Genomic DNA, 26732 nt, shown 5'->3' with positions numbered 1-26732 from the left:
GAAACGAAATCGGCGGCTCAGGCGTCCGAGCGCAGGGACCGCCGCTGCATCTCAAGTTGCATGAGTTCGCGATTCAGCCGCTGGAATTCCTCAGGGTCGGCCGAGGCGTCCAGACGCTGCAGCTGGCCCATCTTCTCGGCCTTGACCCGGGTGATCTGGAGCTCGAACAAGCGGGCGAGGATGTCCTTGCAGTAGCGCAGGACGCCTTCGGGGGTGTTGGCCGGCAGGGGCACCACGGAGAGCTCGGACACGAGCGGGCGCAGGGGCTCGGGGACCTCCTGCAGCAGCTGCTCGACCCAGCGCACCGGATCCCCCGAAAACCCGAGTCCGGTGGCCCGGATGGCCTCGTGGATGGCGAGATAGGCGGGTGTGGAGAACCGCGCCTCCGAGAAGCGCTGCCACGTCTCGCCCTCGAGCATGCCGGGTTCCTGCAGTGCGACCTCGAGCGCCTGGCGCTCCATCGCGGCCACGGGGTCCCGGGGATCAGGGCGGTTGAAGGACGGGAGTACGGCCGACGGCGGCAAGGGGGCAACGCCGGGCGCGGTCCCGGCAAAGCCGCGGCCGGACCCTGCATACCCCTGCCCGCCGCCCTGCCCGTGACTCTGGGCCTGGCCGCCGCCCGGTGGAGCCGATGCAGCCTGTGCGGCGCGCTTGGTCGCCGCGCCGACGGCCCTGCTGACCTCCTCGACCGGCATCCCCAGCCAGCCGGCGAGCTCCCGGGCATAGGCCGGCCGGATTCCGGCGTCGCGAATCTGCGCCACCACGGGCGCGGATTCACGCAGGGCCGCGATCCGGCCCTCGACGGTGTCCAGATTGTGCCGCTTCAGGGTGGCCCGGATGGCGAATTCGAACAGCGGTCGGCGGCTCCCGATCAAGTCCCGGACGGCGGAATCGCCCTTGGACTGGCGGAGTTCGCAGGGGTCTGCGCCGTTGGGTTCGACCGCCACGAAGGTTTGTGCGACAAACCGCTGGTCCTCTTCGAAGGCGCGCAGTGCCGCCTTCTGGCCGGCGGCGTCGCCGTCGAACGTGAAGATGACCTCTCCCCCGCTGCCGTCGTCGGAAAGCAGCCGGCGGGCGATCTTGATGTGCTCGGTGCCGAAGGCGGTGCCGCACGTGGCTACCGCCGTCGGAATGCCGGCCAGGTGGCAGGCCATGACGTCGGTGTAGCCTTCCACCACCACGAGCTGGCGGTCCTTGGCGATGTTGCGCTTGGCGAGGTCGATCCCGTAGAGGACCTGGGACTTCTTGTAGAGCGCGGTTTCGGGGGTGTTCAGGTACTTCGGGCCCTGATCGTCCTCATAGAGCTTGCGGGCGCCGAAGCCGATGGTGTCACCGGCGATGTCCCGGATGGGCCAGATCAGCCGGCCGCGGAAGCGGTCATAGATTCCCCGGCCGCCTTCGGAGAACATGCCGGTCAGCTTGAGTTCCGGGTCCGTGTAGCCGCGGCCGCGGAGGTGCTTGAGGAGCGAGTCCCAGCCCTGCGGCGCGTAGCCCACGCCGAACTGTTCGGCCGCCGCACGGTCGAAGCCGCGCCCGTAGAGGAAGTTGCGGCCCTCAGCGGCGCCGGGGGTGAGCAGCTGGGCACGGAAGAACTCGTCGGCCACCTTGTGCGCGTCCAGCAGCCGCTGGCGCCGGCCGATGTCCTCCCGGTTGGGCCCGGAGCCGCCGTCCTCGTAGTGGAGCTCGAAGCCGATCCGGTGGGCCAGCTTCTCCACGGCCTCGTGGAAGGAGATGTGGTCCAGCTTTTGGACGAAGGAGATGACGTCGCCGTCCTCGCCGCAGCCAAAGCAGTGGTACCGGCCAACCTGGGGTCGAACGGTGAAAGATGGAGAACGCTCGTCGTGGAAGGGGCACAGACCCTTGTAGGACCCGAGCCCGGCTCCCTTGAGCGTCACGTAACCGTCGACGACTTCCTTGATGTCGGTGCGCTGGCGTACTTCATCGATGTCTTCGCGTTTGATCAGGCCGGCCACATTGCCATCCTAGTCCCCGGGTACGACGCCGACGGGCCGGCCATGGGGGCCCTCACCACAGCGACGGCAGGCTGCCCACGAGACGCTCGTACATGGCCAGCGCCGAGCCGTCCGTCAACGACGCGACCTGGTCGATGACGACACGCAGCCGCGCGGCGTCGTCGCCCGCGTCGAGCCAGTCGGCGGCGAACATCGGTTCCAGATGGCGGTCCCCCGTGGCGCTGAGCGCGGTGACGAGGGCATGCAGGACCTCACGCTGACGCTCGTAGATGGGCTGCCGGTGTTCGGTGGTCATCACGAAGGTGGTGGCCAGGCCCTTCATGACCGCGATTTCCATCACGGTTTCATCCGGAACGATCAGCTCCGCGTTGTAGCGGGTCAGGTTTTCCGGACCGTAGACCGTGCGGGTGGCCTCCAGCGCGCTCTGGCAGAAGCGGCCGATGAGCTGGCTGGTCATGTCCTTGAGCGCCGCCATGGCTTTGCGGCTGCCGTCGGCCTCGCGCACCCAGACATCCGTGGCCTCCAGCCGGGCCAGGGCGGCGTCGATCGCGGCGGGATCGTTGTGCGGCAGGTACCACTGCTTGGCGTAGCCGACGACGCGGGCGCGGTGGTCCGGGTTGTCCATCCAGCGCAGCTGGAAATGCCCTGCCACGATCGCGTCCTCGACGTCGTGCACCGAGTAGGAGATATCGTCCGCCAGGTCCATGACCTGCGCTTCGAGGCAGGACCGGCGTTCCGGGGCGCCGTCGCGGATCCAGTCGAAGATGGGGAGGTCGTCCTCGTAGGCACCGAACTTGCTGGTCCGCTCCCCGTGGATGACCGGGGCGTTTACCGCGGACCACGGGTATTTGGCGGCGGCATCGAGACTGGCCCGGGTCAGGTTCAAGCCGGCCGGCCGGCCGTCGGCGGCGAGGACCTTTGGCTCCAGCCGGGTCAGCAGCCGCAGCGTCTGGGCGTTGCCTTCGAAGCCGCCGATCCCGTGCGCCACCTCGTTGAGGGCGGCTTCGCCATTGTGGCCGAAAGGCGGGTGGCCGAGGTCGTGGCTGAGGCATGCGGTGTCCACGACGTCGGGGTCACAGCCCAGCGCACGGCCCAGTTCGCGGCCCACCTGGGCAACTTCGAGGCTGTGCGTGAGCCGGGTCCGGACGAAGTCGTCGGTATCCGGGGCCACCACCTGGGTCTTCGCGCCGAGCCGGCGCAGCGCCGAGGAGTGCAGGACCCTTGCACGGTCACGCTCGAAGTCCGAGCGGTAGGTGCTCTTGGGCGGCTCCTCGACCCAGCGGGCCCAGTCGCGGGAGGTATACCCGTCCAGGACGGGCGCGGTGGTCCGGGTCTCAGCCACCGGAGACATCCAGTTCGGCGAAGGAAATATCGCGGGTCTGGGCGTCATCCAGCGTCCGGTTCAGCAGCCAGTCCTTTGGCAGGGCCGGTTTTTTGGGCGAACCAGCGCGGCCGCGCGGACCCTCGGCGTCGCCTCCGGGATACGGCGAGTCGAGGTCCAGCTGGTCCAGGGTACCGCGCAGCACCTCCAGGCTGGTGACGAGCGCCAGCTTGGTCCGCAGTTCGCTGCCGACCACGTAGCCCTTGAAGTACCAGGCAATGTGCTTGCGGATTTCGCGCAGGGCTTTGCCCTCGTCCCCGAACGTTTCGACCATGAGCTCAGCGTGCCGGTACACGCTCTCGGCAACCTGGCGCAGGTCCGGCCGGTGCCGCTGGTCGCTGCCTTCGAACGCGGCCATGAGGTCGCCGAACAACCAGGGCCTGCCCTGGCAGCCACGGCCGACGACGACGCCGTCCACACCCGTTTCGCGGACCATCCGGACCGCGTCCTCCGCGGACCAGATATCTCCGTTGCCGAGAACGGGAATGTCCGGCAGGGCTTCGCGCAGCCGGGCGATGGCGGACCAGTCGGCCTGGCCGGAATAGAACTGGGCGGCCGTGCGGCCATGAAGGGCGACGGCTGCGACGCCGGAATCGCGGGCAATCCGGCCAGCATCGAGGTAGGTCAGGTGGTCCTCGTCGATGCCCTTGCGCATCTTGATGGTCAACGGGACATTGCCCTTGGAGGCTTCCTTCACCGCGGTCTGGACGATGGAGGTGAAGAGGTCGATCTTCCACGGCAAGGCCGATCCGCCGCCGCGCCGGGTGACCTTGGGCACGGGGCAGCCGAAGTTGAGGTCGATGTGGTCCGCCCGGTCCTCCTCCACCAGCATCCGGACGGCCTGGCCGACGGTGACGGGGTCCACGCCGTACAGCTGGACGGAACGGACTTTTTCGTCGTCGTCGTGCGAAATGATGCGCAGCGACTCCGGCGTGCGCTCGACGAGGGCGCGCGAGGTGACCATCTCCGCCACGTACAGGCCGCCGCCGTATTCACGGCACAGTCTGCGGAAGGCGGAGTTGGTGATGCCCGCCATGGGAGCCAGGATCACGGGGGTGTCCACCGTGATCGGGCCCAGCTTCAGGGGCGGGAGTTCCAGCTTGGGGGCGGGAGGGGTTGCTACAACAGTCACCCGACCATTGTCTCAAAGACGGGCAAATCGGCCCGGTCCCGCTCCGGCTATGTGGAAATCTTCCCGATCTGGCGGCGTTCGGGGTGCCTGCAGATTCCTCGTCAGCCCCGCAGTGCGGCCCGCCGCCCGCGGCGCGTGGCAGCACCGGCGCCGTCGGACCCGCCCGGGTCGGACCCGCCCCAATCCGGGGCGGCCCCATCCGGCGCGATCCGGTCCGACGCGGGCCCTACCGGCCTGCCCCGATCCGACGGAGTCCGTTCCGACGCGGGCCCTGCCACCGCACCACCCCTGATGCCGGTGGCCTTGACCACCAGCACGGCGATGAGGGTGGTGACCGGCACGGCCAGGACGAGGCCCACGGAGCCGACGAGGGTGCGGATGACTTCCTCGGAGAGTTCGGCGCTGGTCAGGGCGTCCCCGAGCGGCCGCTCGTAGAGCATGACCAGGATCAGCACCGGCAGGGCCGCGCCGGCGTAGGCAAACGCGATGGTGTAGACGGTGGAGGCGATGTGGTCCCGGCCGATCCGCATGGCGGACGTGAAGAGCTGCCGGGCGCTGGTTTCGGGGGCGAGTTCCCACAGTTCCCAGACGGCCGAGGACTGCGTGATGGTGACGTCGTTGAGCACGCCCAGCCCGGAAATGATCAGTCCGCACAGGATGATGCCGGAGATTGAGATGTTGTCCGAGATGTTGGTCAGGGTGGCAGCGTCGTGGCTGCCCACACCGGCGAGGTTGGCGGCGTCGGTGGCCCAGGCCGCCAGCAGCGCCGTAATAGCGAGGCCGAACATCGTCCCGAGCAGCGCCGTCGACGTGCGGGCGGAGAAGCCGTGGGCGAAGTAGAGCACCCCGATCATGATCACCGTGGATCCCACGAGAGCCAGCAGCAGCGGCGGCTTGCCCTCGACCAGCCCGGGCAGCATGAACGAGACAAGCACAACGTACGCGCCGACAAGCCCGATCAGGGCCCGCAGTCCGCGCCAGCGCGCCACGGCGATCACCACGACGGCGTAGAGCACGGCCAGGAAGATGATGGGCAGGGTCCGGACAAAGTCGACGAAGACATAGGCCGGCGCGCCCTGGCCCTCGGCGTCCTGCACCTTCGAGAGGTTCAGGTAGCGGATCCCGTCCCCGGGCTTCACGCCGTGGGACTTCGCGACGTCAGGGTTGATGACCACTTTCACCGGGTTGCCGCCCTTGTCCGGCTCAGTGTAGGCGAACGTGCATTGAGAGCCCTCGTTCGGCGGCTGCGGCGCGGCGCCGGAACCGGAGGTGCCCTGCTGGGCGGCGTCACCGCCGGCCTGGATATCCGAACAGCTGCCGACGACGACCCGCTGGATCTTGCCGGTGTCAAACGTCACCCCCGGGGCCGCCGCGTACGGGCTGGCCAGCGTGATGCCTTCCTTGCTTCCCGACGGCCACATGAAGGCCATGGCCGCCAGGGTCAGCAGCGTCAGCGGGATCAGGATGGCAGCCAGGATCCAGTTGGCCTTCTTCCGCGCAGCCAACATTTGAGGCGTCGGCTCCGGATGTTCGTTGTGGGAGTGCGAGTGTCCGGCGCCCATCAGCAGTTCAACCTCATGCCGAAAACTTTACGGCGTGGGCGGTTCCGCTCAGGACCGATGACGCCGCGCTTACACCGGCGCGATGTTCTGGTTGACGTGGAAGAGGTTCTGCGGATCGTATTTGGCTTTGACCTCCCTCAGCCGCTTGTAGTTCTCCCCGTAGTTCTCCGCAACCCTGGGCAGGTCATCGCCATCCATGAAGTTGATGTAGCCGCCGGGGGCAGAATAGGGCCGCAGCGCGGCCGCGTAGTCCCTCACCCACGCGATGTTTGCCTCGTTTTCCGCGGGGTCCATCCACTGCGCCGCGATCACGGGCGAAAACTTCACGTTCCGGTTGGCGAACGCCGTGTCCGTCGCGCCCACCCGCTGGACCGCACCATCGATGGGGTAGATGTGTACCGCGGTCTGCACGCTGGGGACCTTGCTGCCGTGTTCGATGTGCGCCGCGATGGCACCGTCGTTCAGTTCCGCCAGAAAATCCGCTTTCCAGTAGGCCTGCATGCCAGGGGGCTGCAGCGGGTCGAAAGCCGAGTTCAAGGCGGGGTACGGCATTGATCCCACCATGGATCCCGCCGCCGGCGCGGCGTCCAGGAACGGCTGCCAGCGTGCCGGACCTTCCGCCGGATCACCGGTCCACATGCCGACGATGACGCACACCGGTTTGCCATGCCATTCCTCGGGCAGGAACGGAACAGGAGGACCCTGGTGGAAGCCCAGGAACGCGCCAAACTCTTCAGGGGCGGTAGCCATGTAGTCCCGGTAAAACCGCGCCACCGTCTCGGCATGCTCGATGGGGTAAATGATGATGCCGGCGTGGACCATGTCCACGGGGTGCATCCGGTACTCGAACGACGTCACGACGCCGAAGTTCCCGCCGCCGCCGCGCAACGCCCAGAACAGGTCCTCGTTCTCGCTTTCGCTGGCGGTAAGGAATTTTCCCTCGGCCGTGACGACGTCGGCAGAGAGGAGGTTGTCGCAGCTGAGGCCATACTTGCGGCTCAGGTATCCAATGCCGCCGCCGAGGGTCAACCCGGCGATTCCGGTCGAGCCGACAATGCCGCCGGGAGTTGCCAGCCCGAAGGCATGGGTCGCGTGGTTGAAGTCGGCCCACGTCGCACCCGGCTCCGCGCGCGCCGTCGCGGCTGCCGGATTAACCCGGACGCCGGTCATGTTGGAGAAATCGATGACCAGGGCGTCATCCCACGTGCCAAAGCCCGGGGCACTGTGTCCTCCACCGCGGACAGCCAGGTCCAGGGAGTTGTCCCGGGCGAAGTTGACGCAGGAGATGACATCGGCCACCTGGGATACCTGAGCCACCGCTGCCGGCCTCTTATCGATCATGCCGTTGAAGACTGCCCGTGCCGCGTCGTAGCCGGCGTCACCGGGCGTGATGATCTGCCCGCGGACTTGCCCGCGCAGGCTATCGAACTGTGTTCCGTTCATTTTGTATACCGTCGATTTCGTCGTGAGATTCGACCGGACGGTTCTCTGCGCTCCCAGCCGGCGTGGCGCCCGGAGGTTTACCTGCTCATGCCTACTCTTCCCGCATTTCCCCGTCAAGGGCGCCAGCAAATGCACGCATGCCGGCCGCACCCATCACCGGGGGCGCCGGCTCCGAATCCACACTAGGGACCACCGGCCTTGACGGGACCGGGCCGCAACCTATGGTTGGTAATTGACGGACGAAGGACCGGAAGGACACATACGTGGCAATGCGCAAACTCGACGACCGCGAGCCGGAGGCGGGCCGTTCCGGGCCCGCCGCCAAAGCCGTGCTGACCATCGCCGAAGCCGCCGGGGAGACCCGCGGAGTCGTGTTGATCCTGCACGGCGGGCGGGCCGACAGTTTTGACGCAGTCCGCGGCCGGCACCTGAGTCCGGCCCGGATGGTGCCCTTCGCCCGGGCGCTGCACAGGCAGGGCGGCCCGCACGGGCTGGCCGCGTGGACCCTGCGCAACCGCTACCGCGGCTGGAACGGGGAGGACATGTCCCCCGTTCACGATGCCCGCTGGGCGCTCGCCCGGATCAGCCAGGAACATCCCGGCGTGCCGGTGTACCTGCTGGGCCACTCCATGGGCGGTCTCACGGCGCTGTGCGTGGCCGACGACCCGCAGGTCGAAGCCGTCGTCGCGCTCGCGCCGTGGGTGAACCACAAGACTTCGGTCCAGCCTGTCGCGGGCCGCCGCGTCCTGATCGTCCACGGGACCGAGGACCGCTGGACCAGCCCGGCGAACTCACTGGACTACGCCCGGCGCGCCGAGGGCGTCGCCGCGTCCGTTGACTACGTCTCGCTCAAGGAAGCCGGCCATTTCATGATCCGCCGGCTGGCACTGTGGAACGTGCTTGCGAACGGTTTCGTCCTGGACGCTTTCGGCGAGGCAACGGAGGCCGATGTTTCCGGCGCCAGGGACGCATTGCGCAGCGCCCTGGGCGGAGCCCCGCCGGCGGCCGGAACGCGTATGCCGGTGGTGTTGTGATGCCGCCGTTCCCGCTCGATGCCTTCCTTGGAAGCCTGCCCTGGGTCATCGCGGGACTCGTGGTGCTGCTCGGAGTGACTTTCGCGGTTGCCGTGCGGCAGAACCGGCACTCCGTCATCGACACCGTCTGGGGTCTGGGCTTCGTGGTGGTGGCCGGCATCTCCTGGGTGCTTTCGGCCGGATACGGCGACGCCGGCAGGCGGCTGCTGCTGCTAGCCCTGGTCGCCGTGTGGGGCATCCGCCTCGCCGTCCACATCGGGGCACGCGCACGCGGCGGCCACGAGGACCCGCGCTACGTGGACATGCTCGCCGGAGCGCCCGGATCACGCCACGTCTATGCCCTGCGGCGGGTCTACCTGCCCCAGGGGCTGGTGATGTTCTTCGTCTCGCTCACTATCCAGGTCGGCATGTTCGCCACGGGAAGCCTGGGCTGGCTGGCGTTCGCCGGCGTCCTGCTCTGGATCCTTGGCTTCGTGTTCGAGACGGTCGGCGACTGGCAGCTGACGCAGTTTAAGGCCGATCCCGCCAGGCGCGGCACCGTCCTCAACACCGGACTGTGGCGCTACACCCGCCACCCCAACTATTTCGGCGACGCCGCCGTCTGGGCAGGGCTGTTCCTGGTGGCGGCCGATTCCTGGCCGGGTGTCCTGACCGCCCTCTCCCCCGCCCTGATGATCTGGACGCTCGCCGGCAAGACCGGGAAGCCGCTGACGGAAAAGGCAATGTCCGCGCGTCCCGGGTACAAGGAATACATCGACTCCACCTCCGGCTTCCTGCCCTGGCCGCCCCGGCGGCGGGTGGGCGGACACTGACGTGCGCGGCCCGGCAGGTGCCCGGCACGGGCTGGGCTGGCGGCCCGTGAAGTGGCGGCCGGAGCCCAGCGACCGGTTCTACCGTTTCATTGTCCGCACCGGGCTGGCGCTGCGCTGGCTGTTCCGGATCCGCGTCCTCGTCACGGGGCGGGAGCACCTGCCCCAGCCCGGGCCGCCCAATCCCTCAACCCGCGGCGCATCAACCCGCCTCCCGTCCCGCCCGGTGGTGCCCGGCCAGGGCGCCGTGGTCGCGATCACGCACTTCGGATACCTCGACTTTGCCTTTGCCGAGATGCTGCTGTGGTGGCACAACCGGGCCCAGCTGCGTTTCCTCATCACGCAGGGCGCCGCCGACCACTGGTTTGCCGGCCCCGCGGTCAGCGCCGCCGGGCATGTGGTGGTCGGGTACGGATCGGGAGCACACGCCTACGACGCCGCCGTCGCCCGGCTTAGGGAGGGCGAATACGTCGCCGTCCTGCCCGAGGCCGGCGTGAGCCGAAGCTTCACGGTGCGCGAATGCAAGACCGGTGCGGTGCGGATGGCCGCCGAGGCCGGCGTGCCGATCATCCCGGTCTCCATCTGGGGCGCCCACCGGCTGATGACCCGCCACCATGCCTTCTCGCCGCGGCGCGCCTGGCGCGCCCCGGTCCGCATCCACGTCGGCGAGCCGATCCTTCCGGGCTCGCTCCCGGACCCGTCCGACGACGCCCGGACCGCCACGGCGCGCCTGGCCAAGACCCTGCAGGACGGGATCGACGCCGGCATCGCCGACTTCCCCCTGCAACCGGCCCCCGGGGCCTGGTGGATGCCGGCCGGTCTCGGCGGCGGCGCCCCGACTGAGGAGGAAAGACGCCGGCTCGACGAGGCCGACGGCCCCCGGCGCGCAGGTGCCAAGCGCCGATAAGCCCTACTTCCGCCATCGTCTTGACTAAACTCCATGGGGTACAAAAAAGCACTCAATGGAGAGGGACACCTGTGGCAAGCACAGTCGTGACCAAGAGCGGAACCGAAGAACGCGGTCTCGCACGGATAGCCCAACGAATGGCGGCGTGGACGGAGCGGTGGTTCCCGGACGCCTACATCTTCGCCCTCGCCGGCGTCGTCATCATCGCGGTGGCCGCACTCGCCATCGGCGCCACGCCCCAGGCAATCGCCGACTCGTTCGGCAACGGCTTCTGGGACCTGACGGCCTTTACCCTGCAGATGGCCATGGTGGTCCTCACCGGCTACGTCGTGGCCACCTCCCCGCCCGTGGCGGGACTGATCAACAGGCTGGCGCTCGTGCCGTCAACGGCGCGGACCGCGGTGAGCTTCGTGGCCGTGCTCGCCATGTCCGTGTCCTTCCTCAACTGGGGGCTCAGCCTGATCTTCGGCGGGCTGCTGGCCCGCGCGATTGCCCGCCGCAAGGACCTGACGGTGGATTACCGTGCCTTGGGCGCGGCGGCGTTCATGGGCCTCGGCGCCGTCTGGGCCCTGGGGCTGTCCTCCTCTGCCGCGCAGCTGCAGGCCACGGCCGCTTCGCTGCCGCCGGCGCTGCTGAAGATCACGGGCATCCTGGACTTCGGCACCACGATCTTTACCTGGCAGTCGCTGCTGACGCTGGCCATCCTGATGGCCCTGACCACCGTGATTGCGCACTTCTCCGCACCCCAGGGCGGCTCGATCCGCACCGCAGAGGACCTGGGTGTGGACCTGGACGACGAGCCGGCCGAGTCCGCGCCGCGTTCCCGGCCGGGCGAATGGCTCGAATACAGCCGGGTCCTGCCGATCCTGGCGGGCGTCCTCACGCTCGGCTGGCTCGCCTCGCAGTTCCTCACCAAGCCGTTCCTCAGCGTGGTCAGCAGCCTCAACGGCTACCTGCTGGTGTTCCTCATCCTGGGCCTGGTCCTGCACGGGACGCCGCGGAACTTCCTGCAGGCCGTGACGAAGGCCGTCCCGGCCACCGCGGGCATCCTCGTGCAGTTCCCGCTGTATGCGGCGATGGCGGCCATCCTGACCAAGGCCACGGGAACCGGTGGCATGAGCCTCTCCACCCACCTCGCGGCGTTCTTCTCGGACATCGGCAGCGGCGGCGGCTTCGCCGTCGTCATTGCCCTGTACACGGCTGTACTCGGCATCCTGGTCCCCTCCGGAGGCGGAAAATGGCTGGTGGAGGCGCCCTACGTGATGCAGTCGGCCACCGATGTGCAGATGAACCTCGGCTGGACCGTGCAGATCTACAACATCGCCGAGGCGCTGCCGAACCTGGTCAACCCGTTCTTCATGCTGCCGCTGCTCGCGGTGCTGCGGCTGCGCGCCCGGGACCTGGTGGGCTTCACCTTCCTGCAGTTCGTCTTCCACCTGCCGGTGGTCCTGCTGCTCGTCTGGCTGCTGGGCATGACCTTCGACTTCGTGCCGCCGGTGATGCCCAAATAGCTGCTTTAAGGCAAACTGACCCGCAGCCGTGGCCGTTATCAAGCTTTATACGGCTACAGCTGCGGGTCAGTCGGGTTAAGGCCTAGGCCGGGTCGGAGACGACGAGCGTTTCCGAGCCCTGGACATGGGCCTTGCCGCTCTCGAGCAGCGGTTCGACGACGGTGCGCAGGGCGGTCATTGCGTCGTCCAGTTCGAGCATCACCGGGTGCTGGTAAGCGATCAGGGCCAACAGGTCCCGGACAGCGGCCTTGGCCTCGTCCGCGCCAAGCTTGGGCTCGTGGCCGAGGAACACCTCAGTTGGCTCAGTGGTCGAGGCCGCGCCGGCATCGGCGCCGCCGTCGGCTCCCGGAATTCCCTGGGCGTAGCTGACGGCGAACCCCTCCAGCCGGCCCTTGCGGCTGGCCGCGATGCCGTGTCCGAAGGCACTGGCCTTGGGCGCCCGCAGCACAATCGCTCCGTGGGCGCCGCTGAGGTCATCCAGGAACAGGCGCTGCACCGCGGCGACGCTCAGCTCCCCCGGGCTGTCCCAGCCGTGCACGGCGGTGTAGTAGCGTCCCACGACGTCGCTGAGCTCCACCGAGCCCGTGGCCAGGTCTTCGACCTGGTCGGTGGCCGCGGACTCCGAACCGTCGCCGAACACCGGCAGCTTGAGCGGAGCCGGGTCAACGACGACGAGGCGGGAACGCTGGATCGGGGCCAGGCCCGCGGCCTCGGCAAACGCCGCACCGGGGGTGCCCGGCTCCACTTTGCAGCGCAGTCTGGACACGCCCGACGGCGCCTGGGCGGCCTCGTGCCGCAGCATGGTCAGCAGTGTGGACCCGAGGCCGGCGCGGCGGTGGTCCCGGGCGACCTCGACATACGCCCAGAGCCGTTCAGGGTGCAGCGAAGCCTCGTGGACCACGGCGGCCGCCACCGGAATGGCGACACCGTCCACAACGTCCTCGGCCACGATGCAGCGGCGCCACGGGGAATTGCCCGAGGGCGACAGCGTCCCGCGGAACTGTCCGGCCTGGACGGTCTCAGGGCCGCCCCAGATTTCCAGCAGCGCGAGGTCGTCGCCTTCCCGCCATTCCCGGTATGCGATGGCCATGATCAGGCGCCAATCAGCCGTGCGGCCAGGTAACCCTCCACCTTGTCCAGGGAGACGCGTTCCTGGCTCATGGTGTCGCGTTCGCGGATGGTGACGGCCTGGTCCTCGAGCGTGTCGAAGTCCACGGTGATGCAGAACGGGGTGCCGATCTCGTCCTGGCGGCGGTAGCGGCGGCCGATGGCGCCGGCGTCGTCGAACTCGATGTTCCAGCTCTTGCGCAGCTGCGCTGCGAGGTCCTTGGCCTTCGGGGACAGGTCCTCGTTGCGGCTCAGCGGCAGCACGGCCGCCTTCACCGGCGCCAGGCGCGGATCGAGCTTGAGCACCGTGCGGATGTCCACCCCGCCCTTGGCGTTGGGGGCCTCGTCCTCGGTGTAGGCATCGATCATGAAGGCCATGAACGAACGGGTGAGGCCGGCCGCGGGCTCGATCACATACGGGGTGTAGCGTTCGTTGGTGGCCTGGTTGAAGTAGCTCAGGTCCGCGCCGGAGGCCTTGGCGTGGGTGGAGAGGTCAAAGTCGGTGCGGTTGGCGATGCCCTCGAGCTCGCCCCACTCCGAGCCCTGGAATCCGAAACGGTATTCGATGTCCGTGGTGCCCTTGGAGTAGTGGCTGAGCTTGTCCAGCGGGTGCTCGAAGAAGCGCAGGTTCTCTTCGCGGATGCCCAGGCCCGTGTACCAGGACATGCGTTCCTTCATCCAGTACTCGTGCCACTGCTCGTCGGTGCCGGGCTCGACGAAGAATTCCATCTCCATCTGCTCGAACTCGCGGGTGCGGAAGATGAAGTTTCCGGGCGTGATCTCGTTGCGGAAGGACTTGCCGATCTGGCCGATGCCGAAGGGCGGCTTCTTCCGCGAGGTGGTCAGGACGTTGGAAAAGTTCACGAAGATGCCCTGGGCCGTTTCGGGCCGCAGGTAGTGCAGGCCTTCTTCGCTGGCGACGGGGCCAAGGTAGGTCTTGAGCAGCCCGGAGAATTCATGCGGCTCAGTCCACTGGCCGCGGGTGCCGCAGTTGGCGCAGGCGATGTCCTTGAGGCCGTTCTCGGCGGGACGGCCCTTCTTCTCCTCGTACTCTTCCTCGAGGTGGTCCGCGCGGTAACGCTTGTGGCAGGACAGGCACTCCACCAGCGGGTCGGAGAACACATCGACGTGGCCGGAGGCCTCCCACACCTGACGGGGCAGGATGACGGAGGAATCCAGGCCTACGACGTCGTCGCGGCCGCGGACCACGGACTGCCACCACTGGCGCTTGATGTTTTCCTTGAGCTCGGCGCCGAGCGGGCCGTAGTCCCACGCAGAACGGGAGCCACCATAGATTTCACCGGCCTGGAAAACGAATCCCCGGCGCTTGGCGAGGGAAATGATCTGGTCGAGGACGGATTTTGCTGCCATGGGAACTCCAATTTTCTACAGGGCCGCTGGGTGCGGTCCGTGGTGTTGGCCCCGGGACGCCGGCTGGTTGCCGGCCGGGACGATACGAACAATGCAATGCAAACTCCAAGCCTACCGGCCCGCTACCGCTTCAGCGCGCCCTTGGGCCAGGGCAGGGTGGCCAGGACGATGGCGCCGAGCGTCAGGATGGTGCCAAGGACCGTCGGGAGGGCGATCACCGTTCCGGGCACCGGCAATATGAGGTCCAGGCCGAGGGACCCCAGAAGCTGGCCGGCGATCATGCCGAGGCCGGTGACCAGCACGCCCAGGCTGCGGACCAGGAGGGCGCCGATGCCGATGAAGATGCAGCCGAGCGGGCCGCCAAGGTAGTACCACCACTGCGCCGGAAGGGGGTTGCCGGCCCCGGCCACGGCGAGTTTGATCAGCCATGCCACCCACAGCAGGGCCGCTCCGGCGATGAAGTTCACGAGTGTCGCGGCGATGGGGGTGCCGTAGTGCACGGTGGCTGTGCCGTTCATGGCCTGCTGGAAACTCATCAGGAACCCGGCCAGGAGCGGAAGCATCACTGGAACCAGCAACTGCAGCCCGGATTCCCCGGCGCTGAACCTGGGCGACACCGCCCAGGCGACGGCGGCGACGGTGAGCACACTGCCGAGCACCCGGATGCCGGTAATGGGCCTCTTCCCCGCCGGTCCGATCCCCATCCGGTCCACCAGCAGGCCGCTGAGGGTCTGCCCCGTCACGGCGGCCACCGTGAAGAGGGCAACGCCGAGCAGTCCCACGGTGAAGGACTGGGCGAAGACGAAGAGGGCACCGATGCAGCCGGCCAGGACGTAGTACGGCGGAAACTGCCGTTCGCGCACGGCCGGGAGGATCCGCGCCAGCCCTGCCCGGCCCCGGGGCAAGGCCAGGGAAATGACCGTCATGACCAGCAGTCCGGTGCTGAAGCTGACGACGGCGGCACCGATTCCGTCCCCCAGCGCCACCCCGAGGGCGCCGTTGATCCGGCCCTGGATCGGGATGAACAGTCCCGTCGCGACGGCCATGGGCAGGCCGACGATCAGCGGAAGACGGCGGTGATGGGTCATAGGTGCCACCTTAGGTCAGGCATTATTGCTTGTATGAGCAATCCGGAATTCGAAGACATCACTATCCGCGACAGCATGATCCGGCTGGGCCAGCTGCTGAAACTTGCGAATCTGGTCGAGGACGGAGTGGAGGCCGCGGAACTGATCAAGAACGGGCTGGTGAAGGTCAACGGCGAAATCGACGAGCGCCGCGGCCGCCAACTGCACGACGGCGACACCGTAACCGTGAACGGCCGGACCGTGCGGATCAGCGCGCCCCCGGCCGCCTAGCCGCCCGTCCCGGCGTCGCTTCCCGGCGCACAACTTCCCCGGCGCGCCTACTTCTTGGCGTTGAGCACCACGTGCGTGAGGAACTCCGAGACGTGGCCGATCTCCTGCTGGTTGATGCCGTGCCACATGCCCGTGTAGAGGACCTTGGTGAGCAACACGTGCTTGCGCACCCAGCCGACGGTGTAGTCGATCTTGTCCTCGGTGATCACGGGGTCCTGCTGGTCCCGCCCCCAGAACAGCGGCACAGTGCCGTCCAGTTCGCCGTCGCGGAAGCTGGGGTCATCTCCGGCATCGACGACAAAACCTGACAGCCCGACGACGGCGGCAAAGTCCGCCGGCCGCTGCCGCAGCAGCGTGGTGGCCATGGCCATGCCCATCGAGAACCCCAACAGCGTCACCGACGGGTGGTTGGCTTTGACGCCGTCGAGCCAGTCCTGAACGTAGCCTGCGGCGACCTTGACGGCGTCGAGCGAGTAGTCAATGGACCCTGTCAGCGGGAACCAGGTGAAGCCCGGTCCCATGGCGATCGGGGCGCGCAACGAGGCCACCGCGAATTCCTGCGGCAGCATCCCGGCCAGGCTGAGCAGATCCTGTTCGTTGGCTCCGTAGCCGTGCAACAGGACAAGAAGCGGCTTGCCGGCCCGTTCCTGCTCCGGCTGGGACCATTGGACGACAGGGGCGGGGAAGGCGTCAGCGTGAGTCATGGAACTATTCTTACAGTTACCCGGCGGTAACAAATTACGGTGGCGCAGCTAAACGGGAACAGTGCAGGATAAGGGGGTGAGCAAAACCGATCCCATGGAAAATTCACCGGGCACCCCAGCCGAGACCACCGTTGACACCGTCACCCACCCGTGGACCCGGTATGTGGCGATGGGCGACTCATTCACGGAGGGCATCGGCGACCCGGAACCGGCCAGTCCGGGCGGCCATCGGGGCTGGGCGGACCGCGTGGCCGAGGAACTCAGCCGTGGGCACAACGACTTCGCCTACGCGAACCTGGCCGTCCGCGGCCGGCTCCTGCAGCAGATCGTGGACCAGCAAATGGCTCACTGCCTGTCCCTCAAACCGGACCTCATCACGCTCTCCGCAGGCGGAAACGACCTCATCCGCCCGGGCGGCGATCCGGACGTGCTGGCCGAAAAGCTGGATTCGGTGGTGCAGATACTGAGCCTGGGCGGCGCCACCGTCGTCCTGTTCAACGGCCCGGATACCGGCTCCACGGTGCTGGGCCGGATCCGCAGCAAGGTGGCCATTTACAACGAGAACCTGCGCACGATCGCCGCGCGCCACGACGCCGTGATCGCGGACATGTGGTCGCTGCGCCAGCTCAATGACCCGCAGATGTGGAATGTCGACCGGCTGCATTTCTCACCGCTGGGCCACCACACGATCGCGGCCATGGTGCTGGACTCGCTGAACGTCGAGCACACGCTCCAGCCCCTCTCCCCCAAACCGCTGCCGCAGCGCAGTTGGCGCGAGGCGCGCAGCGGGGACCTGGTGTGGGCCAGGGAGTATTTTGTCCCCTGGGTGGTCCGCCGGCTGCGGCACCGCTCCTCCGGCGACGGCATGACGGCCAAGCGGCCGCTGGCCGGCCCGGTGTTCGGTCCCGGCGTTCCGCTTGGTTCCGGAGAGGGCCCGCCCGGCGCCGAGGACGCTGTCCGGTCCTGAGGCTTCGGGCCTGAGCCTGCGGGGCATAAGCTGGAGGGACACTTCTCCGGCCCTACAGATGAGCCCGCAGATGAGAAGGCCCAGCAGCTGAAAGGCCCAGTACCGTGAGCAGTATGTTCTTCTGGATCATCGTGTTGTCCTTCCTGGTTCCCGTGGCGATGCGCCTCTACCGCAGGTCTGCCCGCGGCCGGAACCAGGGCACTCCGGGACAGTTCGGCCGGTTCCCGGGCAGCCAGAACAACCCCGGCCAGGGCAACCAGCCGCGTGATGGTTACACCCAGCAGGACTACTTCGGCGGCTTTGGCCAGCTGGGCGGCCCGAAGCAGTCGGGTCCGGCCAACGAGCCGTATCCCAACCCGCAATACCCCAGCCCGGAGTACCCCAGCGCGGAGTACCCGAACCCGCAGAACCCCAGTCCCCGGTTTCCGGACCAGCCGTTCCCGAACCAGCCGTACCCCGGCCAGCAGTACCCGAACCCGGTCGGCTACCAGTCCCCCGTCCCCTACGAGGACAGCCCCGAGTACCTGAACAACCCGCCGCAACCGCAGCGGCACGAACCGGCGCCGGGCGCGGGACAGGCGCAGGCGCCGCAGTCTCCGCCGCCGCCGCCGTCGGCCGGGCAGGGCTACCGGGCCCGCAAGCTGGCCGAGCTCGACCAGCAGTACACCGACGGCAAGCTGTCCATGGAGGACTACATGGCCCAGCGCGCGGAAATCATGAAGGGCTAGGACCCTGCTGGGCCGGTGAACTCGACGTCGGCCGCGTTGACGGTTCCCGCCGTCCGCCCCGGCGCCTTGTGGTACTGCCAGTACAGATTGGTGTGCGCGACCACCAGAGCCGGCGGCGGGGCGCCGTACTCGGTCAGGTCCTCGGTGGTGTGGGCGTCGGCGACCAGCGTGACGTCGTAGCCGCGGGTGATCGCGCCGTGCAGGGTCGAGCGGATGCACTCGTCGGTCTGCGCACCGGCCAGGAAGAAGCGCCCGATGCCGCGCCCGGCCAGCACGGATTCGAGGTCGGTGGCCTCGAAGGCGTCGCTGTACTCCTTGGCCACGAGCGGCTCCGAACTGCGGCGCGCGAGCTCCGGCACGTACTGCCACCCGTCGCTGCCGCGCGGGAGTTCCTCACCGCTGTGCTGCACCCAGACGACGTCCACCCCGGCGTCGCGGGCCTTGTCCACGAGCGCGGCGATTGTTGCGACGACGTCGTCGCGGCGGTATGCCTCGGCGACGACGCCGATCTGCATATCGACGACGAGCAATGCCGTGTTGGGACGGTTGAAGAGCGTGGTCACAATGCCTCCTGCATTCCCGGTGTCTGCCCACTCTAATCCCGAGGCAGCAAACAACGCGGGGTCACTTGCGGCCCATGATCCGGTGCCGGATGGGCGATAAGTGACCCCGCGTTGCTTTTGTTGAGGGTTGCGGCGTCAGTCGACCTGGGGGAAGCCGAGGTCGATCACCGAGGTGGACGGGTCCGGCCAGCGGGTGGTGACCACCTTGCCGCGGGTGTAGAAGCGGATGCTTTCCGGGCCGTACATGTGGGTGTCGCCGAACAGCGAATTCTTCCAGCCGCCGAAGGAGAAGGTGCCCACCGGCACCGGGATGGGCACGTTGACGCCCACCATGCCGGCCTCGACGTCGAACTCGAACTGGCGGGCGGCGCCGCCGTCGCGGGTGAAGATGGCCACGCCGTTGCCGAACTCGTTGTCGTTGACCAGCTTCACGGCGTCGGCGTAGGTCTCGACGCGGACCACGGAGAGTACGGGCCCGAAGATCTCGTCGTCGTAGACCTTCATTCCGGGCTTGACGTGGTCGATCAGGCTGACGCCGATGAAGAAGCCGTTGGAGTCGAATTCGTGTTCGCGGCCGTCCACCACCACGGTGGCGCCCTCGTGGGCCGCGCCGGCAACGTAGGAGGCCACCTTGTCGCGGTGCTCGGCCGTGATGAGCGGACCCATCTGGGAGGCCGGGTCCGTGCCCGGGCCGATCGTGAGGGCAGCCATGCGGGTGCTGATCGCCTCCACGAGGTCGTCGGCGATGCTGCCGACCGCGACGAGGACGCTGACTGCCATGCAGCGCTCCCCGGCGGAGCCGTAGGCGGCCGAGACGGCGGCGTCCGCGGCCATGTTGAGGTCGGCGTCCGGCAGGACCACCATGTGGTTCTTCGCCCCGCCCAGGGCCTGGACGCGCTTGCCGTGATCGGCGGCGCGCTTGTAGATGGACTGCGCGATCGGCGTCGAGCCGACAAAGCTGATGGCCTTGACCGCCGGGTGTTCCAGCAGGACATCCACGGCTTCCTTGTCCCCGTGGACCACGTTGAGCACCCCTGCCGGCAGGCCGGCCTCGGCGAAGACGCCGGCGATGAAGATGGCGGAGGACGGGTCCTTTTCACTCGGCTTGAGCAGCACGGTGTTCCCGCAGGCCAGGGCGCTGCCGATCATCCACAGCGGCACCATGGCGGGGAAGTTGAACGGCGTGATGCAGGCGACGACGCCGACCGGCTGGCGGACCGAGTGGACATCGACGCCGCCGGAGACCTGCTCGGAGCGTTCGCCTTTGAGCATGTGGGAGAGCCCGGTGGCGAATTCGATGTTCTCCAGGCCGCGGGTGATTTCACCTTCCGCGTCCGAGAGGACCTTGCCGTGCTCGCTGGTGAGCAGGGCCGCGAGTTCGGGCCGGCGCTGCATGAGCAGTTCACGGACCTTGAAGAAGATGGCGGTGCGCCTGGCCAGGCTCGTGGCGCGCCAGCCGGGCAGGGCGGCGCGGGCGGCCTCGATGGCCTCCTCGACGCGGGCGGCGGAGGCCAGGGCGACCTCTTTCTCCTGCTCGCCGGTGGCCGGGTTGAACACGGGGCCGAAGCGCTCGGCGTCGGAGATCAGGGCGCCGTTGATGAAGTGCGGGATGCGTTCCATGGGTGGGTCTCTTTCGTGAGGGGCAGGGCCGTGAAGGGCAGGGCCGTGGGGGGCTAGTTGGCGGACTCGAGGGTGCCGTCGACGAGCTTGACGATCATCGAGCAGTCCTGGCCGGACTGGCCGGAGTCGATGAGGCGCTGGAAAAGCTGCTGGACGTGCTCGCCGAGTTCCAGCGGGGTGCCGGTGTCCCGCGCGGCGCTGATGGCCAGGCCGATGTCCTTGTTGGCCAGTTCGGTGGTGAATGTCGGGGCGAAGTCGTTGTTGGACGCGGCGGTCGGCACGACGCCGGCCACGGGGTACCAGGTGCGCAGCGCCCAGCTGTCGCCGGAGGAGACCGACGCGATGTCCCAGAAGACCTGCTTGTCCAAGCCGAGCCGCTCGGCCAGGACCGCGCCCTCGGCGGTGGAGGCGAGGTTGATGAAGAGCATGAGGTTGTTGCAGATCTTCGCGGCCTGGCCGGTGGTGGCGCCGCCGGTGGGGATGATGTTCGCGGCCATGGGGCGGATGTATTCGGTGGCGTCGGCGACGGCGCCGGCCTCGCCGCCGATCATGAACGTCAGCGTGGCGGCCTTCGCGCCGCTCATGCCGCCGGAGACGGGTGCGTCGACGAAGCGGAAGCCGGCGGCAGCGGCGGCGTCGTGCAGGGCCTGCGCGGAGGCGATGTCAATGGTGGAGGAATCCACCAGGAGGGTCCGGGTGTCCGCGTGGGCAAGGACGCCGTCCTGGCCGAGGTACACGGCGCGGGCGTGCTCACCTTTGGGGAGCATGGTGAAGACGACGTCGGCGCCGGCGACGGCCTCGGCGATGCTGCCGGCGGCCTTGACTCCCCCGGCCTCGGCGGCGGCAACGGCTGCGCTGTTGAGGTCGAAGCCACGGACTTCGTGTCCGGCGTTTGAGAGGTTGACGGACATGGATCCGCCCATGTTTCCGAGTCCGATCCAGGCGATGACTGCCATGGCTTAAGCTCCTTTGCTTGATGTGCTGCCGGGCGCCTCGACGCGCTCCGGCGTGAAAGCCGAAACTCCGGCGCCCCGGTGTCCACCATCACACCCTGTTAGAGTGCAATCAAGGTAAAAAATCACAGATGCCATGTGCACAGATGCACAATCATGGCTCTGGCTCCGCCACACTCGCTGCAAAGGGGGACAATAGTGGACTTGCGCCGGCTACCGAGCCCCGACGACCTGCTGATCCTGCTGACCGTGGCACGCCTGGGCCGGTTCAACGCCGTGGCCGAGACGCTCGGCACCACCCACACCACCATTTCCCGCCGCGTCCTGGCCCTCGACAAACAGCTCGGCGGCCGGACGCTCGAACGCAGCCCGCACGGCTGGGAGCTGACCGAGCTCGGCAGCCAGGCGGTCGCGGCGGCGGAAGCTATCGAGGGCACTCTCGGTGCCCTCTCCAGCAGCATTGCCCGCTCCGGCGACGTGGTCTCCGGCCTGGTCCGGATCAGCACCCCGGACGGCTTCGGCGCCGAATTCCTGGCACCGGCCCTCGTGCGGCTGCAGCGGGCGAATCCGCTGCTCAACGTCGAACTGCTCAGCGCCACCCGCAAGGTGAGCCAAAACCGCTCCGGCGTGGACCTGGAAGTGGTGGTGGGCAACATGGACACCACCACCGCCCGCGCGATCTTCCTGAGCAACTATTTCCTCAGGCTGTACGCCAGTCCCGGCTATGCGCAGGAGCACGGGCTTCCGGCAACGCTCGACGACGTCCGGCAACACGGCTTTGTCTCCTACGTGGAATCGGCGCTCCAGGTCGCCGAGCTGGGCCACCGTTCAACGCAGCTGCCGGTGCCGCGGTCCAGCTTCCAGGCCACAAGCGTCTTCGCCCAGCTGGAGGCCGTCCGGCGGGGCGCCGGGATAGGCCTGCTCCCCAATTTCCTCGTGGCGGGCCGGCCGGAATTTCTGCCCGTCCTGCCGGACGACTTCCAGCGCCAGCTGCCCATCTGGGCTGTGGCCCGGCCCGAGGCGCTGCGTTCGGCCCCGGTCCGTGCCGTGCTGGAGGCGATTCGCGGCGAAATCCGGGAGCGGCAGGATGTGCTGTCCGCCTGAGGCGCCAGCGCAGCCGGACTGGTGCCTGCGGCGTTAGCCTGCCGCGTTAACCTGCGGCGTTAGCCTGCCGAGTTAACGCAGACTGCCCGGGTCCGCGCGGTGCGCGGATCCGGGCAGTCTGCCCCCACCGGGTCTGGTGAGGCCGGTGAGGATTACCGCTTGCTGGCGGCGAGGAGGTCGGCGGTGCCACGGGCGTCGGCGGCGTCGACGTCGCGGAGAGAAATGCCGCGGGTTTCCTTCAGGAAGAACACCGCAACCAAAGTGACCACACAGGCGCCGAGGAGGTAGATGGCGACCGGGACCGAGGACTTGTACTGGCTCAGGAGCGCGACGGCGATGATCGGAGCCAGCGAACCGGCCACAATCGAGGTGACCTGGTAGCCCAGCGAGACACCGGAGTAGCGCATCCGGGTCGGGAACATTTCGGCCATGAGCGCCGGCTGGCCGGCGTACATCAGGGAGTGGAACAGCAGGCCGATGGTGATCGCAGCGAGGATGATGAAGTCGTTCTTGGTATCCATCATCGGGAAGGCGAAGAAGCCCCACGTGCCGCCGAGGATGGCGCCGGCCATGTAGACGGGCTTGCGGCCGACGTTGTCCGAGAGCCTGCCGACCATCGGAATCACGGCGAAGTGGACGAGGTGCGCCACGAGCAGCAGCAGCAGGATCCGCGAGGTGTCCGTCTGGACGACGACCTTCAGGTACGTGATCGAGAACGTGACCACGAGGTAGTAGAGGATGTTCTCGGCGAAGCGCAGGCCCATCGCGGTGAAGACGCCGCGCGGGTAGCGGCGGAATACTTCGGCCACGCCGTAGCCCTTGTTCTCAACCTCGACTTCCTTTTGGGCCTCCAGGAAGATGGGGGCGTCCTGGACCTTGGTGCGGATGTAGTAGCCGACCAGCACGATCACGGCGGAGAGCCAGAAGGCGACGCGCCAGCCCCAGCTGAGGAAGTCGGCGGAGGACAGCACGGAGGACAGCGTGAACAGCACGGCGGTGGCGAGCAGGTTGCCGAGCGGAACGGCAGACTGGGGCCAGCTGGCCCAGAACCCGCGGGACTTGCTGGGGCTGTGCTCGGCGACGAGGAGGACGGCGCCGCCCCATTCGCCGCCGACGGCGAAGCCCTGGGCGAAGCGCAGGAAGACCAGCAGCGCCGGGGCCCAGTAGCCGATCTGCGCGAAGGTGGGCAGGCAGCCCATCAGGAAGGTGGAAACGCCCACCAGGAGGATGCTGACCTGGAGCAGCTGCTTGCGGCCGAACTTGTCGCCGAAGTGGCCGAAGACGATGCCGCCGATCGGGCGGGCGACGAATCCGACGGCGTAGGTCAGGAACGCGGCGATAATGCCGTCGAGTTCCGTGCCCGAATTGGGGAAGAACGTCTTGCCGAAGACCAGCGTGGCGGCGGAGGCGTAGAGGAAGAATTCATACCACTCCACCACCGTGCCGGCCATGGAGGCCGTTACTACCTTCTTCAGTCCGGACGTTTTGACGTCCGGCTCGTCTGCGCGCGTTGTCGCGGCGTTTTCCGTGCTCATGTGAACTCCTTCGGTGTCGCCTTCGACACCCTGCGGACCATTGGACTGAGGACGCCCGTGATGTAGGGCACATGGCGTCATTCCCCATGAGTATGGACGCTCCCGCCCTGAGCCTCAACGGCCATTAGTGCAGAGCGCATCTGCAAAAATGCACAAGCGGGCCGGCCTAGTGGCCGAAGAAGGTCCCCCGGAGCTGCCCGCTGAGCTGGCCGATTTCGGTCAGGAAGCCGTCGTGGCCGATCGGCGCTTCAATGATGTGCAGTTCCGGGCCGCCCGGCAGGGCCTCTGCCAGTTGACGGGACTGGGCCGGGAAATACAGGCGGTCCGAGTCCACGGCCGCCACCAGGAATTCGGCGGTGGCCGGAGCCAGTGCCTCCCCGAGGCTTCCGCGCCCCCGGCACACATCGTGGCTCATGAGGGCTTCGGTGATCGCGATGTAGCTGTTCGCGTCGAAACGCCGGGCCAGTTTGCTGCCCTGGTGGTCCAGGTAGCTTTCCACCTGGTAGCGCCCGCGTCCGGCCAGCGATCCGGCTTCCAGGGGCGTCTCGGACTCCTGGGCGTTGCGGCCAAACCGGCCGTCCAGTTCGGCCGCTGAGCGGTAGGTGATGTGCGCGATGCGCCGGGCGAGGGCGAGCCCTGCTTCGGGTTCCGGGCCGCCGTAGTAGTCCCCGCCCTTGAAGTGGGGGTCCTGGCGGATGGCCAGCGTCTGGGCCTGCGCGAAGGCAATCTGTTCGGCGGTGCTGCTGGCGCCGACGGAAATCACGGCGCAGCGCCGGACCCGGCCGGGAAACGTGACGGCCCATTCAAGGGCGCGCGCGCCGCCGAGCGAGCCGCCCAGCACCGCGTACCAGCTGCCGATGCCCAGGGCATCGGCCAGCCGCGCCTCGGCAGCTGCGGTGTCCCGCAGGGTGACCAGCGGGAACCGCGATCCCCAGGGGCGCCCGTCGGGGGCCGGGGTGGAAGGTCCGGTGGATCCGTAGCAGCCGCCCAGGATGTTGATCGAAACGACGAAATACTTGTCCGTGTCCACGGGAGCCCCGGGTCCGGCGAGCTGTTCCCACCAGCCGGGCTCCCCGCTCTCGCCGCGGGTCACGTGTGTGTCGCCGGTCAGGGCGTGTTCAATGAGCACGGCGTTGGAGGCGTCCGCGTTCAGGGTCCCCCACGTCTCGTAGGCGAGCACCACATCCGGCAACGGAGTCCCGGATTCGAGCTGCAGATCACCGATCCTGACGAACTGGACGGTCCCGTCAGGGGTCCGGGATGGTTTGGTTTCGGGAACACCCGTGCGGGTGACGGCAATCGTCATGTGAGGACCTATCTTGGCGCTTGCCCGCCGTCAGCTGACCGGCAGGCCAGGTCTTCACCCGGGGCACCCCGCCGCAAAAGGAGGGTTGCCGGCCAGCAAGCCGGGGCTGTCGCTGGCACTCATGACCTGGTACGAGTCTACGAAACGGGGTGCGGAAATGACGAAGATTATGACTTCCATGTGACAGCCGGACCAGTCAGCACCGCAGACTCCCCACCTTGACAGCCGTGACCGGCGGGTCGCCCCGGAGTGCCGGCGATTCCCGGTGTCATGCCCGCAAAGGTGGGGAAATTCGGCGTGAGCTTCGGCCTAGGCGGACTTGGCCGCGCGGAATCCGGCGTCAAGGTCCGCGAGGATGTCGTCGATGTGCTCCAGTCCCACCGAAAGCCGCACCAGCCCGGGGTTCACCCCGGCGATCACTTGCTGTTCGGGCGAGAGCTGGCTGTGGGTGGTCGACGCCGGATGGATCACCAGCGACCGGACATCGCCGATGTTCGCGACGTGCGAGTGCAGTTCGAGGGCATCGACGAACCGCTTGCCGGCCTCCGCTCCCCCTGCAATGTTGAACGCCACGACGGCGCCGGTCCCCTTGGGCCCGTACTTGCGGCCGCGCTCGTACCAGAGGCTGGACGGCAGCCCGGCGTAGGCGACTGATTCGACGTCGTCCCGCCCCTCCAGCCAGTGCGCCACCTTCGTGGCGTTGGCCACGTGGCGCTCGACGCGCAGGCTCAGCGTTTCGATGCCCTGGGCGATGAGGAAGGCGTTGAACGGGGACACCGCGGAGCCGAGGTCGCGCAGGAGCTGGACCCGGGCCTTGAGGATGTAGGAGAGGTTCGCGCCCAGCGCGCCGTCGGCTCCGAGGTCGCGGGCGTAGACCAGGCCGTTGTAGGTGGGGTCCGGGGTGTTGAAGCCGGGGAACCGCTCCGGGTCCTTCCCAAAGTCGAAGTTGCCGGAGTCCACGATCACGCCGGCGATCGCGGCGCCGTGCCCGCCGAGGTACTTGGTGGCGGAATGGACCACGATGTCCGCGCCCCACTCGATCGGCCGGATCAGGTAGGGGGTGGAGAGCGTGTTGTCGACCACCAGCGGCACGCCGGCCTCGTGCGCCACGCGGGAGACGCCCTCGATGTCCAGGACGTCCTGGCGGGGGTTGGAGACCACTTCGCCGAAGAACAGCTTGGTGTTGGGCTGGACGGCATCCCGCCACTGGTCCAGGTTGTCCGGGTCCGCCACGAAGGTCACGGAGATGCCGAACTTCTTCAGCGTGTGCGCGAGCAGGTTGTAGGTTCCGCCATAGAGGCTCGGGCTGGCCACCACATGGTCCCCGGCCTCGGCGATATTGAGGATGGCGAACGTCTCGGCGGCCTGGCCGGAGCTGAGCAGCAGCGCCGCGAGACCGCCTTCCAGGCTGGCGACGCGCTGTTCGACGGCGTCCTGGGTCGGGTTGCCGATCCGGGTGTAGATGGGCGCGAGCTCGGCGAGCGCAAAGCGGTTCGCGGCGCTTTCGGCGCTGGGGAACACGAACGACGTCGTCTGGTAGATGGGCAGGGAACGCGCGCCGGTGGCGCTGTCCGGCTCCTGGCCGGCGTGGATCTGGCGGGTTTCAAAGGACCAGGCGTTGGACATTGGTGCTCCTCGAGTCACTGGGCACAGCACCGGCCTGG

Annotated in this window: 23 protein-coding genes and 1 riboswitch; of the genes, 8 read left to right on the top strand and 15 right to left on the bottom strand. The window is 68.0% G+C overall.

Translation table 11 applies throughout. The annotated features are described in order from the left end of the window. Positions 1-17: 17 nt before the first annotated feature. From dnaG to AC1D1A_RS11550, 5 genes are all read right to left on the bottom strand, one after another. The gene (gene dnaG, locus AC1D1A_RS11570) at positions 18-1973 is read right to left on the bottom strand and encodes a DNA primase (RefSeq protein ID WP_476871570.1); all 1956 of its coding nucleotides are present in this window, start codon (positions 1971-1973) and stop codon (positions 18-20) included. A 52-nt stretch (positions 1974-2025) separates the two neighbouring features. Then, positions 2026-3324, bottom strand: coding sequence for a deoxyguanosinetriphosphate triphosphohydrolase (locus AC1D1A_RS11565; RefSeq protein ID WP_230009400.1), 1299 nt, complete (start codon positions 3322-3324; stop codon positions 2026-2028). Continuing rightward, entirely contained in the window at positions 3308-4486 is a 1179-nt protein-coding gene (gene dusB / locus AC1D1A_RS11560; RefSeq protein WP_018774562.1) for a tRNA dihydrouridine synthase DusB, read from the bottom strand. The genes AC1D1A_RS11565 and dusB overlap by 17 nt, the downstream gene beginning before the upstream one ends. Positions 4487-4587: 101 nt before the next feature. After that, complete coding sequence (locus tag AC1D1A_RS11555; protein WP_476872759.1) at positions 4588-6048, bottom strand: YibE/F family protein; 1461 nt, start codon at positions 6046-6048, stop codon at positions 4588-4590. Positions 6049-6117: 69 nt separating this feature from the next. Then, positions 6118-7491, bottom strand: a complete 1374-nt coding sequence (locus AC1D1A_RS11550) for an FAD-binding oxidoreductase (protein WP_476947780.1) — start codon at positions 7489-7491, stop codon at positions 6118-6120. Between the two features lie 269 nt (positions 7492-7760). Between AC1D1A_RS11550 and AC1D1A_RS11545 the strand changes: the two genes are divergently transcribed. The 4 genes from AC1D1A_RS11545 to AC1D1A_RS11530 all read left to right on the top strand — a co-directional run bounded on the left by AC1D1A_RS11545 (position 7761) and on the right by AC1D1A_RS11530 (position 11752). Further along, positions 7761-8525: an alpha/beta hydrolase gene (locus tag AC1D1A_RS11545; protein ID WP_476887235.1), complete on the top strand. Its 765-nt coding sequence runs from the start codon at positions 7761-7763 to the stop codon at positions 8523-8525. Next, positions 8525-9337, top strand: coding sequence for a DUF1295 domain-containing protein (locus AC1D1A_RS11540; protein ID WP_476947779.1), 813 nt, complete (start codon positions 8525-8527; stop codon positions 9335-9337). Before AC1D1A_RS11545 ends, AC1D1A_RS11540 begins: the two co-directional genes overlap by 1 nt. 46 nt (positions 9338-9383) lie before the next feature. Next, complete coding sequence (locus tag AC1D1A_RS11535; protein ID WP_476947826.1) at positions 9384-10241, top strand: lysophospholipid acyltransferase family protein; 858 nt, start codon at positions 9384-9386, stop codon at positions 10239-10241. 71 nt (positions 10242-10312) lie between these two features. After that, complete coding sequence (locus AC1D1A_RS11530; protein WP_476932212.1) at positions 10313-11752, top strand: short-chain fatty acid transporter; 1440 nt, start codon at positions 10313-10315, stop codon at positions 11750-11752. 82 nt (positions 11753-11834) lie between these two features. Here AC1D1A_RS11530 and AC1D1A_RS11525 read toward each other — a convergent pair whose 3' ends face one another. The 3 genes from AC1D1A_RS11525 to AC1D1A_RS11515 all read right to left on the bottom strand — a co-directional run bounded on the left by AC1D1A_RS11525 (position 11835) and on the right by AC1D1A_RS11515 (position 15318). Beyond that, entirely contained in the window at positions 11835-12842 is a 1008-nt protein-coding gene (locus AC1D1A_RS11525) for a GNAT family N-acetyltransferase (RefSeq protein WP_476849380.1), read from the bottom strand. A gap of 2 nt (positions 12843-12844) precedes the next feature. Then, the gene (locus tag AC1D1A_RS11520) at positions 12845-14230 is read right to left on the bottom strand and encodes a glycine--tRNA ligase (RefSeq protein WP_028278290.1); all 1386 of its coding nucleotides are present in this window, start codon (positions 14228-14230) and stop codon (positions 12845-12847) included. A gap of 122 nt (positions 14231-14352) precedes the next feature. Further along, positions 14353-15318 carry a DMT family transporter gene (locus AC1D1A_RS11515; protein ID WP_476947778.1) on the bottom strand — a complete coding sequence of 322 codons (966 nt, stop codon included), beginning with the start codon at positions 15316-15318 and terminating at the stop codon, positions 14353-14355. A gap of 33 nt (positions 15319-15351) precedes the next feature. Between AC1D1A_RS11515 and AC1D1A_RS11510 the strand changes: the two genes are divergently transcribed. Beyond that, positions 15352-15588, top strand: coding sequence for an RNA-binding S4 domain-containing protein (locus tag AC1D1A_RS11510; RefSeq protein ID WP_018774572.1), 237 nt, complete (start codon positions 15352-15354; stop codon positions 15586-15588). A 47-nt stretch (positions 15589-15635) separates the two neighbouring features. Here AC1D1A_RS11510 and AC1D1A_RS11505 read toward each other — a convergent pair whose 3' ends face one another. Then, on the bottom strand, positions 15636-16292 hold the full coding sequence (locus AC1D1A_RS11505; protein ID WP_476871577.1) for an alpha/beta hydrolase: 657 nt from the start codon (positions 16290-16292) through the stop codon (positions 15636-15638). Positions 16293-16386: 94 nt separating this feature from the next. On the opposite strand from AC1D1A_RS11505, the gene AC1D1A_RS11500 reads away from it, so the two are divergent. Both AC1D1A_RS11500 and AC1D1A_RS11495 read left to right on the top strand, forming a co-directional pair. Continuing rightward, positions 16387-17259 (top strand): SGNH/GDSL hydrolase family protein, encoded by an 873-nt coding sequence (locus AC1D1A_RS11500; protein WP_476871597.1) that lies wholly within the window; start codon positions 16387-16389, stop codon positions 17257-17259. 113 nt (positions 17260-17372) lie between these two features. Further along, positions 17373-17987, top strand: coding sequence for a hypothetical protein (locus AC1D1A_RS11495; protein ID WP_476947825.1), 615 nt, complete (start codon positions 17373-17375; stop codon positions 17985-17987). On the opposite strand, the gene AC1D1A_RS11490 is transcribed toward AC1D1A_RS11495, so the two are convergent. The 3 genes from AC1D1A_RS11490 to mmsB form a co-directional block, all read right to left on the bottom strand. Next, entirely contained in the window at positions 17984-18550 is a 567-nt protein-coding gene (locus AC1D1A_RS11490) for an isochorismatase family protein (RefSeq protein WP_476947777.1), read from the bottom strand. The genes AC1D1A_RS11495 and AC1D1A_RS11490 overlap by 4 nt on opposite strands. A gap of 135 nt (positions 18551-18685) precedes the next feature. Next, positions 18686-20170, bottom strand: coding sequence for a CoA-acylating methylmalonate-semialdehyde dehydrogenase (locus AC1D1A_RS11485; RefSeq protein WP_476947776.1), 1485 nt, complete (start codon positions 20168-20170; stop codon positions 18686-18688). Positions 20171-20223: 53 nt separating this feature from the next. Continuing rightward, on the bottom strand, positions 20224-21126 hold the full coding sequence (gene mmsB, locus AC1D1A_RS11480; protein WP_243179644.1) for a 3-hydroxyisobutyrate dehydrogenase: 903 nt from the start codon (positions 21124-21126) through the stop codon (positions 20224-20226). Between the two features lie 201 nt (positions 21127-21327). Here mmsB and AC1D1A_RS11475 point away from each other — a divergent pair, with 201 nt between their 5' ends. After that, entirely contained in the window at positions 21328-22227 is a 900-nt protein-coding gene (locus AC1D1A_RS11475; RefSeq protein ID WP_223914225.1) for a LysR family transcriptional regulator, read from the top strand. A gap of 152 nt (positions 22228-22379) precedes the next feature. On the opposite strand, the gene AC1D1A_RS11470 is transcribed toward AC1D1A_RS11475, so the two are convergent. From AC1D1A_RS11470 to AC1D1A_RS11460, 3 genes are all read right to left on the bottom strand, one after another. Beyond that, the gene (locus tag AC1D1A_RS11470) at positions 22380-23762 is read right to left on the bottom strand and encodes an MFS transporter (protein WP_476856488.1); all 1383 of its coding nucleotides are present in this window, start codon (positions 23760-23762) and stop codon (positions 22380-22382) included. A 166-nt stretch (positions 23763-23928) separates the two neighbouring features. After that, positions 23929-25068 carry a homoserine O-acetyltransferase MetX gene (gene metX / locus AC1D1A_RS11465; RefSeq protein WP_476872751.1) on the bottom strand — a complete coding sequence of 380 codons (1140 nt, stop codon included), beginning with the start codon at positions 25066-25068 and terminating at the stop codon, positions 23929-23931. A gap of 11 nt (positions 25069-25079) precedes the next feature. After that, positions 25080-25195, bottom strand: a riboswitch (SAM riboswitch). Between the two features lie 182 nt (positions 25196-25377). Next, positions 25378-26694, bottom strand: a complete 1317-nt coding sequence (locus AC1D1A_RS11460; protein WP_476947775.1) for a bifunctional o-acetylhomoserine/o-acetylserine sulfhydrylase — start codon at positions 26692-26694, stop codon at positions 25378-25380. Between the last annotated feature and the right edge of the window lie 38 nt (positions 26695-26732).

It is taken from the genome of Arthrobacter sp. P1_B9, from assembly GCF_056406495.1.
Note: the sequence above shows the minus strand (reverse complement) of the source record. Positions and strands in the feature narration are given on the sequence as shown.